Below are 14,147 nucleotides of genomic sequence, written 5' to 3' on the forward strand. Positions count from 1 at the left end.
GCGATAATTGCGGGCCCACAGGAGAGAATTGATGGCCGATACCACGACGCAGGAACTGCACGGCATGCGCGAACGCGCCCGGTTTCGCGAAATGAAGGAAGGCACGAAGGAAGACTGGGACATCATTTCCGGCCAGTACTTCGCCTTTGCAAAGGGCTTGCCCGACCGCGTGCTGAAACACCTGAAACTGCTGGAAGGGGATTTCGGCGGCTTCCCGGTCTGCCGGCTGGAACACTCGCTCCAGACCGCCACCCGCGCCCATCGCGACGGACGGGGGGAGCGTTACGTGGTCATGGCCCTGCTGCACGACATCGGCGATACGCTGGGCACCTACAACCACCCGGAAGTGGCGGCAGCGATCCTGAAGCCATTCGTGACCGAGGAAGAGCACTGGATCTGCCAGAACCACGGCGCCTTCCAGGGGTACTACTACTTCCATCACCTGGGCATGGACCGGAACCTGCGCGACCGGTTCGAGGAACATCCCCATTACGCCGCCTGCGCGGAATTCTGCGAGAAATACGACCAGGCCGCGTTCGATCCCGATTACGAGAGCGAGAGCCTGGAGTTCTTCGAACCCATGGTCCGCCGCGTGATGGCGAAGCCGCTGTCCTCCATGTACGTGAAGTCGGACGCCGAAGCGGCCTGAGCGCCGGGCTCTAGTCCACGTCCTTCGCGGGGAAGCGGGCGCGCCAGTCGGCGTGCCCGTCGCGCGCCAGCGCCGCGCGCACCAGCGGCAGTTCCGCCTCGATGAACTCGACCCGCTCGTCCCACCCGTCATGGGTGCGCTTGCGGAACAGGCCGCCGCCATGGGCCGGACCCCAGCGGCGCATGAAACGCAATGCTGCTTCCGGATCGTATCCCGCATTGGCGAGCAGCCAGGGCATCAGCCGGTCTGCCTCGCGCTCGGTCATCCGCACGTCCTTGCGCTTGCGCCCGCGCTCGGTCAGCCAGGCCGGGTGGCGCAGGATGACATGCGCCATTTCGTGCGCGACGGCGGCGGCAAATTCGTCCTCGACATAGGACAGGCCGGGAAAATCGTCCCCGATATAGACGACCGCCCAGTCCGCGACCGCGCTCGAATGGCCGGTCCGGATCTCGAAATCGACCGTGCAGGCTTCTTCGCCCAGCAGCGCGAGGACCGGTCCGTCGGCAGACGTGGCGAGAAGCGCGACTCCGTCATCGGCCAGCGCACTGTCGAGCGCCGCCTTCGCCGTGCGCAGTCTTTCCCAGGCTTGCGTCCGGCCCGCCACGAGATCGGCGAGGCCGGTACCGTCGATGGACAGGACCGTCTGGTTCGCGCGGAGGCCGGCGCGCGCCGCCGGACTATCCTTCGCCGCGGCCTGTACCGCGAAATCGCCGGTGACGCCGAGCGCGGCACGCGCCGCGTCCGCATCGCCATATCCGGCCATGTCCTGCAACAGCAGGCCGCTCGCCAGCCGCGTTCTCTCGCAGCTTTGCGCATTGCCGCGCACCAGCTTCCAGGCGACGTCGTTCAGCCGTGCGTCCTTGGCCTGGAGGATGTGCAGCGCGCTGTCGGCCTGCGTCCCGGCATGCGCTACGATCGGACCGGACAGGAGGAGCGCAAATGCGGCGGCGATGCCGTCCGTCTTCGTCAGCAGGCGAAGGCCACGCATCACGAGCCTTGCGCTTCGGTAATCGCCTCCTGCAGGCCCTGTTGCCCGACCGCGCCCTGTATGATGCGGTCGCCCACGACCCAGCTCGGCGTACCGGTGAAGGCGAGTTCGCTCGCGAGCGCGCGGTTCTTCTCGATCTCGAAATCGGCATCGCGCGAGGCGACGAACGCCTCGGCCTTGGCCATGTCGAGGCCGGCGACCTGCGCCGCGCGGGCGATGCTGTCCGCGCTCACCTGCCCGCCTTCGAACATGGCGTTGTGGAACGCGGGGAACTTGCCCTGCCGCGCGGCGGCCAGCGCCATGCGGGCCGCTTCGTCGCTGCCTTCGAAGATCGGCCATTCGCGGATCACGACGCGCAATTCCGGGTTGGCAGCGATCAGCGCGGCGACATCCGACTGGCTTTGCCGGCAGTAGCCGCAGCCGTAATCGGTGAATTCGACCAGCGTGACCGATCCGTCGGGATTGCCGAGGACTGCGCCCGGGAAGGGTTCCGTCACGTCGCCGCCCAGCCGGGTCAGCTTTTCCTGCGCCTGCTGCTTTTCCAGATTGGCGATCATTTCCGGCAGGATTTCCGGATTTTCGAGCAGGTAGGATTTGGTTCGGCTGTCGCCGAAACCGGCGACCTGCCACAGGGCCGCACCGGCAAAACCGAAGCCGAGCGCGACGAGCGCGGTGATCAAAAAGTGTCTGAAAGTCATGTCGGGTGAGCCGGCCTTACCGCCGTTCGCGGATACGTTCCAGTTCGGCGCGCGCCTGGAAGGCGATATCCTGCGCCCGTATCCAGTCGACCGAGTTTTCCGGCAGGCCGGCCATCGCGAACTGCGCGCTTTCCAGCGCCCGCGTATATTGCTGCGTCATCACCTGCTGTTCGGCGGACGCCAGCCGGGCGCGCGGCATGTCGCCGCGCTGGGCATAGACCACGCCCAGCTGGTACCAGGCGAAGGGATTGCGGCGATCGCGCGCCACGGCTGAGCGCAAAACCTGTTCCGCTTCCTCGTGATGGGACGCATCCTCCGTCGCGATCAGGGCATGGCCGAACATGGACGCGATGAGCGGTTCGTAGGCGGTCATTTCGGTCGCTTGCCGCAGCGGGTCGAGCGCCTCGGCCACGCGGCCCGATTCGAGCAGGATCTGGCCCTTCAGCTCGAGGAAATAGGGATCGTCGGGGTCCTGCGCGAGCAGCGCGTCGGCTTCGGCCAGCGCCTTGTCGACGCGCGCCTCGCGGTGCCAGGCATAGGCGCGGGCATAGCGCGCGGGCACGTCGGTGCGGCTCTCGGGATAGGCGACCAGCACTCGCTCCGGATCGGCCTGGTAGCCGTAGAGCTTGGCCTTGACGCGTTCGAACCGGGCCTGGAGCGCCGGATCGTTGGGCGCATCCCACGCGGGATCCTCCTGGTAGGTGGCCTGCAGGCGCGAGATGCGATTGCCCGACAGCGGGTGGGTGCGGGCGAACTCGTCGCTGTCGCGCTGGGTATAGCCATAGCGGTATTCCAGGTTGCGCAGCTTCTTGAAGAACTCGATCGAGCCGCGACCAGAAATGCCGGCCTTGGAGAGGTATTCCGCGCCCGCGGCATCGGCGCTGGATTCCTGCACCCGGCTGAAGGCGAGATAGCGGCCGAGCGCGGCCCGCTGGCCCGCCTGCAGTACGCCCGCGGCCGCTTCCGGCGGCGCACCGGCAAGCGCGGCACCCACGCCCAGCAGCAGGGACAGGATGGAAATCTTGCTCGCCTGCGCCACCCCTTCGGAATGACGGATGACGTGGCCGCCCTTCACGTGGCCGAGCTCGTGCGCGATGACGCCCTGTACTTCGTTGGCGGTGTCCGCCGCCTCGATCAGGCCGGTGTGGATATAGACCGCCTGCCCGCCCGCGACGAAGGCGTTGATCGACCGGTCGTCGATCAGGACGAGGTCGACATTGCCCTCTTCCAGCTCGGCCGCCTCGACCAGCGGGGCGGCCATGTCGCGCAGCAGTGCCTCGGTTTCCGCGTCGCGCAGGACCGACTGGGCATGGGCCGGCTGGACCAGCAGCGACAGCGCCGCCAGCATGGCAACGAACTGGGCGAGTATGCGCATGGCGCGACGCTAGCGTGTTTTGCGCTGAACGGGAACTGAAGCCTTGTCGCGCGCGGCATTCGGCTTCTCGACCGTCTCCACGATTTGTGCCGCGTCCTCGTCATGCGAGAGGCCGGCCGCGTCCAGGAACGCGCGTCCGGTGCTGTAGTCGCTCCCGGTCCACAGCGGCACGCCCGACGCCTCGATCGCGTCCTGCGCGGCCAGCTTGTCCGCCGACAGCGTGTCGCCCGCATTGCGGATGAACACCGCTGCCACCCGGCCGGGATAGGCCTCGATCACGTCGGCAAAGGCGGCAAAATCGCCCTGCGTGTCGTCCCCGATCAGGGCGAAGCGGGTGTCGGGATAGGTCTCGAGGATCGTGCCGATCGCCTGCCGCTTGTGCCCGCCATGGCTCGCCTCGCCGAAGGTCTTCCGGCTGAGCGACCAGTCGCGCAGGAAGATCGGACCCAGCGGCAGATCGTGCACTTCCTGGAACGCGACGAGGTAGCTGAACAGGTTCCAGGGGCTGGACGAGACGTAGAAGAACGGGCGCCGCGTCGCAGGCGGCATCGCACCGCACGGCGTGCCTGCGGACGTTTCCGGCGTCGCCCCGCCGCCCAGCGCGGCGTAGAATACCGCCGCTTCGGGCACTTGCAGCCGCTCGTTCGGCATCTGCGCGAAGACCCGCTTCCAGTTGCGGACGAGCGAGCGGAAGCCCTTGTTGATGCCGGTCTCGATGATGGTGTCGTCGATATCGGAAATGACCGAGATCCGCGGTTCGGCCGGCGGTGCCTTGACGTAACCGCGCACGCTCTGCGGTCCGGCCTCGTTATGCCATTTCAGGCGCACGACGTCCCAGTTGCTGTGCGGGCCGAGCGGCCATTCGCCCGTCTCGACGTCGAAATGGATGAAGCCCTCACGATTGCTGCAGCCCTCGTAACGGCGGAGGCCACCGGGCGTCTCGATTTCCAGCTCGACCGCGAGGCCTTCCACCTCGTGCGAGAGGAACTGCGCGAGCATGGTGCGGATCGCCTGCCAGGTCCCGCCGGTGCGCGAGAAATTGCTCGGCGCCGCTCTCAGCGCCCGCGCCGAGATGTGAAGCGCGGTCCGGTTGCGATATCCGAAATAGGGTTGGATCCGGACCGGGGCCCGCGGGAAGAACGGCATGGCGCCATCGCGCCTAGCGAATCGCGGCTGCGCAGACCACCCCCGCGGGGGCGGCCGGCTCAGTCGACGATCTTTTTCGCGACTCGTTCGATCAGTGCGACCTCGTCGGACACTTCGCCCAGCACGCGGATTTCGCCCGAGGGCAGGCGGCGGATCATCAGCACGGCGAATTCCTCGCCCTCGTCCGCAACCTCGTCCAGCGATGTGCCTTCCAGAGCCCGAAGGCTGCGCGCGAGGACCTCGCGCACGGTCCGTTCCTCGGGCTCGTCCTCGCCGCGCAGCGAACGGCGCCAGGCGCGTTCCTCCGCGACGATGCCCTTGAGCCCGCCCGGCACGGAGCCGAGATAGCTGCCCAGGCTCCCGGCGGCCATGTCGTGGCGCGCCGCGTGATCGAGAACGGCTGCGTATTCGGTGACACGCGTCTTGTCGTAATTCGCGCCGAAGACCAGCTTGACCACCGGCACCATGGGTGCGCGGTCCTGCATGGTGAGGCCGTTTTCTTCCAGCAGCGCGGCGAATTCCTCGCCGTCCGCACGGGCGGCCAGCGCCACGTCGTAGGCGCGTCCGACCGCGGCGTAGAGCGTCGCGCGCGAGCGGCTTTCGGCATCGCGTGCCGCATCCGCCAGTTCGCGGGCATCGGCAAGGCAATCGTAGAGGCCGCTTTCCGGAACCGGCGGCTCCTGGACGGCGGGCAGGTTGGCGGTGCCGGCGAAGCCCGGAGCGTCGTATGCCGGCTCTTCGGCGACGGGGAATTCGACGATCCCGACCGGCTCGTCGTCCTCCTCCTCCTCCAGCGCTTCCATCGGCGCCTCGAACATCGGTTCGGGCGTGAAGGCCTGCGGGACCGGCGCGGCGGGTTCGTAATCCTCTTCTCCCGGCCCGGGCGCGAGCAGGTCGCTGCCGCTGTCGAGGTCGAGCACGGGCCGCTTGGGCTTGCGCGGCTGGATGAGCGCAGAAAGCCGCGCGATGACCGCTTCGTCCTCGTCGCTGAGGTCGCGGACATCGGCTTCCTCGTCCTCGTATCCGTCCTCGTATTCGGGGTAGTCGAATTCCTCGTCCTCGTCCTCGTCGTCCTGAAACGAAGATGCCGGGCCGTCGGAGATGGGATTATCCGCGAGCGGACCATCGGCCCAGTCCTCGATCGGATCGGCCTGGCGGACGGCGACTTCCTCTTCCTCCGGCTCGGAACCCTCGAGCGCCTGGTCGATCTCGAGAAGCAGCTCGTCGGTCGTCGCCTGGTCGGCCATTTCCTTCCAGTTGATGACGCCGAAGACGAAATCGATCGTCTCGCCGTCGCTCGAATAGGGAAGCAGGATGCCGCGATACAGGATCGTTGCCTCGCGCTGGTTCACGAATTCAGCTTCGAATCCGATCGGCGCCTGGTTGGCGAGGATCTGCAGGTAATGGTCGGTGATACGGCTCAGCAGGGACCGGCTGGGCACGTCGGACAGGTTTTCGATCTGGTCTTCGGCGCCGCATTCCGTCGCCAGTTCCGACCCGAGATAGGCAACCGCCGGATCCTCGATCCCGGCCGTGAAATCCAGCAGGACCGAATGGGGCGCGAAATCGGGAAGATCCTGCGGCTCGAGGTCCTCGATCGAGGGGAAGCTGCGGTCGCCCAGCAGGCTCGCCCAGTGATTGTAGGCGCGCACCTGCATTCGGCGTTCGTCGGTGCCAATATCGGGGGGAGGGGCGTCGAATCCGCTTTCGTCGCCGGTGACCCAATCGTCTTCGTCGTCGAAAGCCGACGATTCGAAGTTCCCGCGAAGCGTATCCATCCTGAGGCGTCCCCTGTCATGCCTTTGGTCGGGGACCGCTTCTGGCGCACCATGGTAAAGTTTGCGTTAAGCCTCGGATTGCGGCCAGGCCGCGATGCCGGGCCCGGTGCGAGCCGTGGTCAGAAGACGTAGCGCATCTTTACCTGGATCATCTGCCGCCCGGGCCGCACATTAACGGCCGCCGCATCGAACTTGGGCGGGCCGAAGGACGCCTTGGCATCGCGCGAAAAGGCGAAGCCTTCCTTGGGGATCATCGACAGGGCGGTGTCCGCCTTGTTGTTGTTGTTCTCGTCATGCAGGATCGCGAATGCGTAACGGCCGGGCTTCAGCCCGGTAAAGCGCAGGACCACGCTGTCGTCCGCCGGCGTTTTCAGCTTCCAGCGCGCAGGCGTCGTGTCGCAGCCGGGAAAGTCGGACGCCTTGGACGCCAGGCAGGCGCGCACGACGCCCTTGGCATTGCGCACGTTGGACACGTGCACGTCGATCGTGCCCAGTTCGGTCTCGTCCGCCGCGCCCGTCAGCAGCATGGCTGATGCTGCCAGCCCGCACAGGCCAATCCGCCGCACGCTCACGGCGGCGAGAGGCCGCGGTCGGTCCGACACAGTCGATCCCAGAAACGGAAGTAGAGGCCGTAATTGCATGTGTAGCGCTCGTGATGCTTGTGATGGTGACTTGCAGTGATGATCCAGCCGCCGATGCGCGAATGGACCAGCCAGCGGGGAAACATTTCCCAACCCATGTGGTTGGTCACGCCCATGACGGTCATGATGGTTAGCACGGCCAGCAGGGCTGCAAAATGAATGGGAATGAGGAAAACCAGTACCGGTATCACGATCGCGCCGGTCAGCGCCTCTGCCGGATGGAAGCTCATCGCCGCCCAGGCCGTCGGCGGCCTGCTGGAATGGTGGACCGCATGGGCCACGCGAAAGATGCGCGGTTTGTGCATCCAGCGGTGGGTCCAGTAGAACCAAGTGTCGTGCGCGAACAGGTACAGCAGGACCGAGACCGGCAGGTACCACAGCGGATAGGCGTGCGGATCCGTGTAGATCAGCGTCCAGCCGTGTTCTTTCCAGCCCCACCCGACGATGCCCGCCGGGATCCCGAAAATGACTGCGGACACCAGCGACCAGCGGATTTCCCGCGCGATCTGACCCCTCAGGGGCGCGTAGAGGCCGGGGCGCACCCTGGTTGTCGCCCACGCGAACGCGCCGCTGACCGCGAGGTAGCGCAAGGCCACGATCAAGGTCGTGGCGACGGCGGAAATGGCGATGGCAACCCACATGCGCGCCCCCTATGCCCGTTCCTGCCCCCGGCGGACAAGCGGGATGTGGCGCTCATGCCATTTGCGGGGTTCAGGCGAGGTCGCGGCCCCAGGCGTCGCATTCCGGATCGGATCCGGTGACAAGCCGTCGCAGGGCCGTGCGGGCGAGCCGTTCGGTTTCCGTCTTGCGGCGCGCTGCGGCGAGCGCATGGGTCGGTGCCGGACGGACGATTTCCGCATCGTACCCGTCGGCGCAGATGATACCGCAGCAATCGGGCCGGTATTCGATCGTGTCGAGGATGTTCCGGTCGAGAGAGGGCGGCAGCCCCCAGTAGAACCGGTCGCAGTAATCGAGATAATCGGGCCATTTGCCGTCGCCGAGCAGATCCGCGCGGCTGACCTTGATCTCCACGATGGTGATCCGGCCCTTCGGATCCAGTCCCATGAGATCCGCCCGGCGTCCGTTGCGCAGCGGCATTTCGGACAGGCACCAGATGCCGTTGCGGGCGAACAGGCGCGCAATGCCGCGGCACAGGTCGGATGCGACAGGGGAAGACGGCGGCGGGGCCACGGGCGATTCGGTTTCGAGCATGCCCCCGTCTGGAACATAGCATGAACTCGGTCAAGCGGCCGGGAGAGGGAGCGGAGCCGCCGTCAGGCGCGGCGCGGCGGGCCCAGCGGGCTGTGCACCGGGGCAAGCGCCGCGATTGCTTCCCGCGCGGCATGATATTCGCGCCAGAGCATGAGGGCGGGCGCGGTGACGTCGCGGCCCCTGGCACTGGCCGCCAGAAGCGCGGTCAGCCCGGTCTCCAGCACGGATGCGAGATCGGCGATGGCGTTCTTCGCATTGTCCACCTGCCAGGGTGCGGCGCTCTGCAGTTGCGAGGGGAACCGGCGCAGGCGCGCGCCCCCGTCATCGGGCGCGATCCCGGCTAGCGGCGCGATCGCATTGCCGGCATCGAGCAGCGCGGCCCAGCGCGCGCCGAGCATGCGCTCGCTCGCGCGCGCTTCGGCTGGCGAGGGATCGGCCGGCGGCTGTCTGGCGGGAATCGACTCCATGCCGGGTGTCCTAGCCCGCCGCGCATTGCCAATTCGCTAAACATGCGGGCCCATGCGTTTTGACTGGCAAGACCGCCCCGCCTTTGCTAACCGCCGCGCCCTGGCCCCACGGCCCCGGCACCCGTAGCTCAGCTGGATAGAGCGCTGCCCTCCGAAGGCAGAGGTCACAGGTTCGAATCCTGTCGGGTGCGCCATTTCGACCTCGAAATACACCCGTGACTTATCGGTCAGCCGGGCTGGATCATGCCGCGTCGAAGGCCATGACCTTTTCCACGTCGGCCTGCGTGCTTTCGAGTTCCCGTTCGCACTGCCTGAACCCGTATGCGGGGACCATTTCCCCGTCGCGTTCGATAACTGACTGCCATTTGCTGGCGAGCTGTTCCGCGGCGTCGTCCGCCCTAGGTACCGCGCGGCCTTCGGTCAGGGTGACGTTGGCGGCTGCGAAATGACCGGCGCCTGCGCACAGGATGGTCCTGGTGGGGGCGTCCTTGCTCACCAGTACCGAAAGGCCGGGGCTGACCGCTTCCGGTGCGAGCGCGCGCAGCGCATCCTGGGACAGCACGCCATCGGTCATCTGCGTCGCAGCCGTCGGCGCCAGGCAGTTGACCCGGATGCCGTATTTCTCGCCTTCGATCGCTAGGGTCTGCATCAGCCCGACCAACGCCATCTTGGCCGCACCGTAATTCGCCTGGCCGAAATTGCCGTACAAACCCGAGGACGAAGTCGTCATCACGATCCGCCCGTAGCATTGCTCCCGCATCTGGTCCCAGACTGCCTTCGTGCAGATCGCGGCGCCCATCAGGTGGACGTCCACCACGAGGCGGAAATCGTCGAGGCTCATCTTGGCAAAGCTCTTGTCGCGCAGAATCCCGGCATTGTTCACCAGGATATCGACCTTCCCCCAGCGCGCGACCGTCTGTTCGACCATGGCCCCAACGGCAGCCTCGTCCGTGACCGACGCAGCGATCGCGAAGGCTTCTCCGCCCGCCCCAGTAATCTCGTCCGCCACCGCACGGGCACCCTCGATGGCAAGATCGTTCACGACGACCTTTGCACCGCGCCGCGCGAGTTCGAGCGCATGGCTGCGCCCGAGGCCGCCGCCTGCTCCCGTGACGATGGCAACCCGATCGGCGAGGGAGACTGGCTGTGACATTATAGATCCTTTTTCGTAACTAACTGGCGAGTGAATAATTAAACGCGGGCATGGGCCCGAGCGCATTCGGCGATTTGAACGTCAATGCGTGATCAGGTGCAGATGGCCTTGAAGCCGGCAGCCATGAAGTCGGCCATGCGCGCCTTCACCGCTTCGAAATCATCCGATTCGCACAGGCCGTCCGACAGCTTGTCGATGCGTCCGGTCCGCGCGAGCGTCAGCAGCAAGGCGCCGGAGACGAAGTGATAGCCCCAGAAGATGTCGACCTTCTTCGCGTCGGGAAGGGCACGGTTGATGATGTCCACCAGCTTGAGCACCACCGGATCGAAATTCTTGTCCATCAGCTTGGCACCCCATTCGGGAGTGTTGGCGACCTGGGAGGCGAGTGCGCCGTAATTGCGCCATCCCTCGCCGCCGGAACCGTAGAGGTTGAGGTCGGTGTCGAGAAAGGTGTGGAGGGCGCCTTCGACGGTCAGCTTGCCGGCATTGGCGGTCTCGTATTCCTCGAGCGCCTTCATCCGCAGGTCGCGCGTGACTTCGGCGCGACGCTCGAACACGGCTTCGAACAGCGTGTCCTTGTCGTCGAAATAGTAATTGACGAGCGTGTGATGCACGCCCGCCCGCTTGGCGACGTCCTTCAGCGTGACGCCGTACAGCCCGTGCTTTGAGAAGAGATATTCGGCTTCGTCGAGGATCAGCTCGGTCGTCTCGGCACGCCGTTCCGCCTTGCTGAGCGAACTCTTACTCGTCTTCTTTGCTGCCGGCACGCGCTTGCCCTTCCCCGAGGTCGCCGCGTGGGCGGCTGTGATGGTCACTGGATCCTTCATGCCCTGCAATATTGGTTGCGCAATCGCAACTTGTCGATCTTCCCGGTAGGGGCGAGCGGCATCGCGCGCAATCGGACGACTTCCTGCGGGATCCACCAGTTCGCGACCTTGCCCTTCAGTTCGGCGAGCAGGTCCTCGTCGCTGGGCGAAAATCCCTCGCGGAACTCGACCAGGAGCAGTGGGCGTTCCCCCCATTTGGGATCGGACCGGCCGATTACGGCGGACTGGGCCACACACGGCAGGGCGGAGATGATCGTCTCGATCTCGCCCGGATTGATCCACTCTCCGCCCGACTTGATCAGATCCTTGGACCGGCCCGTGATCCTGACCGTCCCGTAGTGATCGATCCGCGCAAGGTCGCCGGTGTCGAACCAGCCGTCCACGGTAGCGGATTCTTCCTGCCCGAAATACCGTTCCACCACTGCGGGGCCGCGCACCCAGAGGTAGCCTTCGACGTCGCGCTGCCGGGGCAGCGGAGTTCCGGTCTCGTCGGTGAGGCGCAGGTCGACGCCGACGGCCGGACGTCCAGCGGCACGGGGATCGCGCACCTCGCTGTTGGGCGGTGTGGCCGTGCCGAGCGGGGAAAGCTCTGTCATGCCCCACGTCGTCTGCACCGCGATGCCGCGCGCTTCGATCCGGTCCATCAGGGCCTGCGCCATGGGGGCCCCGCCGACCATGATCCGCTTCAGGCTCGGCAAGGTGGTCCCCGTCGCGTCGAGATAGTCCATCAGGCCGAGCCATACGGTCGGGACGCCGACCGCAATGGTCACGCCTTCTTGCGCGATGAGGCGCGCCAGGCTCTCGCCGTCCGCCTGACGGCCCGGCAGGACCAGCCCTGCGCCCGCTGCCGGACAGGCAAAGGGCAGGCCCCAGGCATTCGCGTGGAACATCGGCACGACCGGCATGACGACATCGCGCGCAGTTATCGCCGTGACATCCGCCTGCATCAGCTTGAGCGTATGGAGATAATTGCCGCGATGCGTGTAGGTGACGCCCTTGGGCGCGCCCGTCGTACCGGAGGTAAAGCACAGGCCGCATGGACTGGTCTCGTTGAATTCGCCCCACGGGGTATCCTGCGGCGCCAAATTCGCGACGGCATCGAAGGCGTCCGGACCCTTTGCTTCCGGACCCAGGATCATCACGCGGCACGACCCGCCGTCCGAGAGGTCAGAAACGCTGTGCGCCAGCTCGGCCAGATCCGCGCTCGCCAGCAGCAGCTTCGCGCCGGAGCGGTCGATCATCCAGGCCAGCTGTTCAGCGGTCAGGCGCGGATTGAGCGTATGGCACACTGCGCCCATGGCCATGATGCCGTACCAGGCTTCCATGTGTTCCTGGGTATTCCAGGCGAGCGTCGCCACCCGGTCGCCTTGCGCCACGCCAAGGCTGCGCAAAGCCCCGGAAACCTGCCGGGCGCGCAGGTTCAGTCCGGCATAGCCGATGCGCGCGGTCGAACCGTCCTCCCGCGCGGTGACCACTTCGGTCTCCGGATGCCATTTCGCCGCATGATCCAGGAACTTGTCCAGCGTCAGCGCGAAATCCTGCAGCGCGCCGTGCATCATCCGCAGTCGCCTTCGAGCGGGGGGAGAACCGGCGCGCCGACACCCACGTTCCAGTTCCATTGCTGGTTGCCGGCCGCACGGCGCCGACAGACCACGTGTTCGATCAGATCGTAGCGGTAGCTAAGCACGTCTTCGACGACCTTCCGGTCCTCTCCGAAGACCATCCAGGACTGGCCTTGCTCATAGGCCGGCCATTCCGGGCCGTCCGCCGCTTCCGGTATTCCGGTTCGCGCAAAGGACGTCCAGTAATCGACCATCGCGTCGGAAAAGCCGCGCTCCTCGCGAGTCCGCGGAATGCGGGGCCAGTTGCGGGCCGTCTGATCGATCGTACCGAACATGTAGGGCAACTCCGACCCGTGGAAGGCGTGGAGCCCGGCCTTGTCGGCGGCGGGGTAGGGACGATCGAAGACATAGAGATACGCCTGGGTCTCTGCCGGCTGCTTTTCCGCAAGCCGCTGGCTCGTCCAGCCGTAAAGCGCGTCCCGCGTCGTCTCCAGCATGCTCTGGTCGATCGCATCGGACGGGTAGATGCGCAGGAAGACATCCGCCACATCACCGTATGCGGCCCGTATCTTCTCCTCGTATTCCCTCGACCCGGACGGTGCCGGGGGAAGCAGCACGCGAAGCGACCGGATCTCCCCGCTGTTGAAGCCTGCGATGATCGGAACCTGTGCCTGCGCGCCCTGATCGAACACTTCGACCAGCTGCGCCGGTACCACCTTGCCGTCGACCGTCGGATAGGTCCGGAATCCGGCGGCGGTTGCCTTGGCCGTCAGTTCGCGCGCATCCATCGACCGCATGTCCGCCAGCGTATCCGTCCCGGCCGCTGCCGCGACCCTCAGACCTTCGCTCTCGGCCGATGGATGACCGTTGCGATCCTCCGCCAGCGCGGGTTCCGATACCATGTAGGCGCTCTGCATGATCGCCTTGTCGAACAGGCCATGCGCGAGGGGAGATGCCATCAGGTGCATGACGCTGAGGCCGCCGGCCGATTCCCCGGCCACGGTTACATTGTCCGGATCTCCGCCGAAGGCCGCGATGTTGCGCTCCACCCATCGCAGCGCCTCGATCTGGTCGAGCAGTCCGTAGTTGCCCGATATTCCTTCCGGCGATTCCGCGGACAGGGCGGGATGGGCAAGGAAGCCCAGCGCGCCAAGGCGATAGTTGATCGAGACCACCATCACTCCGCGCTCTGCCATCCGTTTGCCGTCGTAGAGCGAAAAGCGGCTGGCCCCGGTCAGCAGGGAACCGCCGTGGATCCAGACAAGGACCGGTACCTTCTCCGCACCCGCCGGTCGCCAGATGTTGAGCAACAGGCAATCTTCGCTGCGAGGCGGCAGGTCCTCGTAGTAAATGTTCGCAGGGACGTCAGGCAGTTCGGGCTGGTGGCAGATGTCGCCGAAACGGGTCGCATCGACGGGCTCTGCCGCGTCCGCCTTCCGCACGGGCGGTCGCCAGCGCAATTCGCCCGATGGGGCCTCTGCGTAGGCAATGCCGCGAAAGACGCTGACGGTATCGTCCTGCGTCCCCTCGAAGGTCCCGGCTGGCGCCGCGACCAGCGGGCCTTCGGAAGCCAGCGCGGGCGCCGAAGCCGCCAGAAAGGCAGCCGCCAGCGCCAGCGTTGGCGTCGTCCGGTGGAGCGACCGCCCCACGG

General features: G+C 66.3%; 14 protein-coding genes and 1 tRNA gene. 2 read left to right on the forward strand and 13 right to left on the reverse strand.

Annotated features, from left to right (window positions below; translation table 11 throughout):
• The first annotated feature begins 31 nt into the window (after positions 1 to 31).
• Complete coding sequence (locus tag AB1K63_RS10765; protein WP_366960143.1) at positions 32 to 649, forward strand: HD domain-containing protein; 618 nt, start codon at positions 32 to 34, stop codon at positions 647 to 649.
• 10 nt (positions 650 to 659) lie between these two features.
• Here AB1K63_RS10765 and AB1K63_RS10770 read toward each other — a convergent pair whose 3' ends face one another.
• The 9 genes from AB1K63_RS10770 to AB1K63_RS10810 all read right to left on the reverse strand — a co-directional run bounded on the left by AB1K63_RS10770 (position 660) and on the right by AB1K63_RS10810 (position 8,954).
• Positions 660 to 1,640 (reverse strand): hypothetical protein, encoded by a 981-nt coding sequence (locus tag AB1K63_RS10770; protein WP_366960145.1) that lies wholly within the window; start codon positions 1,638 to 1,640, stop codon positions 660 to 662.
• A complete protein-coding gene (locus AB1K63_RS10775; RefSeq protein ID WP_366960146.1) occupies positions 1,637 to 2,335 on the reverse strand; it encodes a DsbA family protein in 699 nt (232 codons plus the stop codon). Before AB1K63_RS10775 ends, AB1K63_RS10770 begins: the two co-directional genes overlap by 4 nt.
• Before the next feature lie 16 nt (positions 2,336 to 2,351).
• Positions 2,352 to 3,710, reverse strand: coding sequence for a M48 family metalloprotease (locus AB1K63_RS10780; protein ID WP_366960147.1), 1,359 nt, complete (start codon positions 3,708 to 3,710; stop codon positions 2,352 to 2,354).
• A 9-nt stretch (positions 3,711 to 3,719) separates the two neighbouring features.
• Positions 3,720 to 4,856, reverse strand: a complete 1,137-nt coding sequence (locus tag AB1K63_RS10785; protein WP_366960148.1) for a phosphatase domain-containing protein — start codon at positions 4,854 to 4,856, stop codon at positions 3,720 to 3,722.
• Between the two features lie 59 nt (positions 4,857 to 4,915).
• Entirely contained in the window at positions 4,916 to 6,634 is a 1,719-nt protein-coding gene (locus AB1K63_RS10790; RefSeq protein ID WP_366960149.1) for a hypothetical protein, read from the reverse strand.
• 119 nt (positions 6,635 to 6,753) lie between these two features.
• Positions 6,754 to 7,206: a DUF2141 domain-containing protein gene (locus tag AB1K63_RS10795; protein ID WP_366960150.1), complete on the reverse strand. Its 453-nt coding sequence runs from the start codon at positions 7,204 to 7,206 to the stop codon at positions 6,754 to 6,756.
• Positions 7,203 to 7,916, reverse strand: a complete 714-nt coding sequence (locus AB1K63_RS10800; protein WP_366960151.1) for a sterol desaturase family protein — start codon at positions 7,914 to 7,916, stop codon at positions 7,203 to 7,205. The genes AB1K63_RS10795 and AB1K63_RS10800 overlap by 4 nt, the downstream gene beginning before the upstream one ends.
• A 70-nt stretch (positions 7,917 to 7,986) precedes the next feature.
• Positions 7,987 to 8,487: an MmcB family DNA repair protein gene (locus AB1K63_RS10805; protein WP_366960152.1), complete on the reverse strand. Its 501-nt coding sequence runs from the start codon at positions 8,485 to 8,487 to the stop codon at positions 7,987 to 7,989.
• 62 nt (positions 8,488 to 8,549) lie between these two features.
• Positions 8,550 to 8,954, reverse strand: a complete 405-nt coding sequence (locus tag AB1K63_RS10810; RefSeq protein WP_366960153.1) for a hypothetical protein — start codon at positions 8,952 to 8,954, stop codon at positions 8,550 to 8,552.
• Between the two features lie 117 nt (positions 8,955 to 9,071).
• Here AB1K63_RS10810 and AB1K63_RS10815 point away from each other — a divergent pair.
• Positions 9,072 to 9,148, forward strand: a tRNA-Arg gene (locus AB1K63_RS10815).
• 47 nt (positions 9,149 to 9,195) lie between these two features.
• On the opposite strand, the gene AB1K63_RS10820 is transcribed toward AB1K63_RS10815, so the two are convergent.
• The 4 genes from AB1K63_RS10820 to AB1K63_RS10835 all read right to left on the reverse strand — a co-directional run bounded on the left by AB1K63_RS10820 (position 9,196) and on the right by AB1K63_RS10835 (position 14,145).
• Positions 9,196 to 10,107, reverse strand: coding sequence for an SDR family NAD(P)-dependent oxidoreductase (locus AB1K63_RS10820; RefSeq protein ID WP_366960154.1), 912 nt, complete (start codon positions 10,105 to 10,107; stop codon positions 9,196 to 9,198).
• 92 nt (positions 10,108 to 10,199) lie between these two features.
• Positions 10,200 to 10,922: a TetR/AcrR family transcriptional regulator gene (locus AB1K63_RS10825; RefSeq protein WP_366960155.1), complete on the reverse strand. Its 723-nt coding sequence runs from the start codon at positions 10,920 to 10,922 to the stop codon at positions 10,200 to 10,202.
• 8 nt (positions 10,923 to 10,930) lie between these two features.
• Positions 10,931 to 12,493: a long-chain-fatty-acid--CoA ligase gene (locus tag AB1K63_RS10830; protein WP_366960156.1), complete on the reverse strand. Its 1,563-nt coding sequence runs from the start codon at positions 12,491 to 12,493 to the stop codon at positions 10,931 to 10,933.
• Positions 12,490 to 14,145 (reverse strand): carboxylesterase family protein, encoded by a 1,656-nt coding sequence (locus AB1K63_RS10835; protein WP_366960157.1) that lies wholly within the window; start codon positions 14,143 to 14,145, stop codon positions 12,490 to 12,492. The genes AB1K63_RS10830 and AB1K63_RS10835 overlap by 4 nt, the downstream gene beginning before the upstream one ends.
• Between the last annotated feature and the right edge of the window lie 2 nt (positions 14,146 to 14,147).

The organism is Qipengyuania sp. JC766 (genome assembly GCF_040717445.1).
GTDB lineage: Bacteria > Pseudomonadota > Alphaproteobacteria > Sphingomonadales > Sphingomonadaceae > JC766.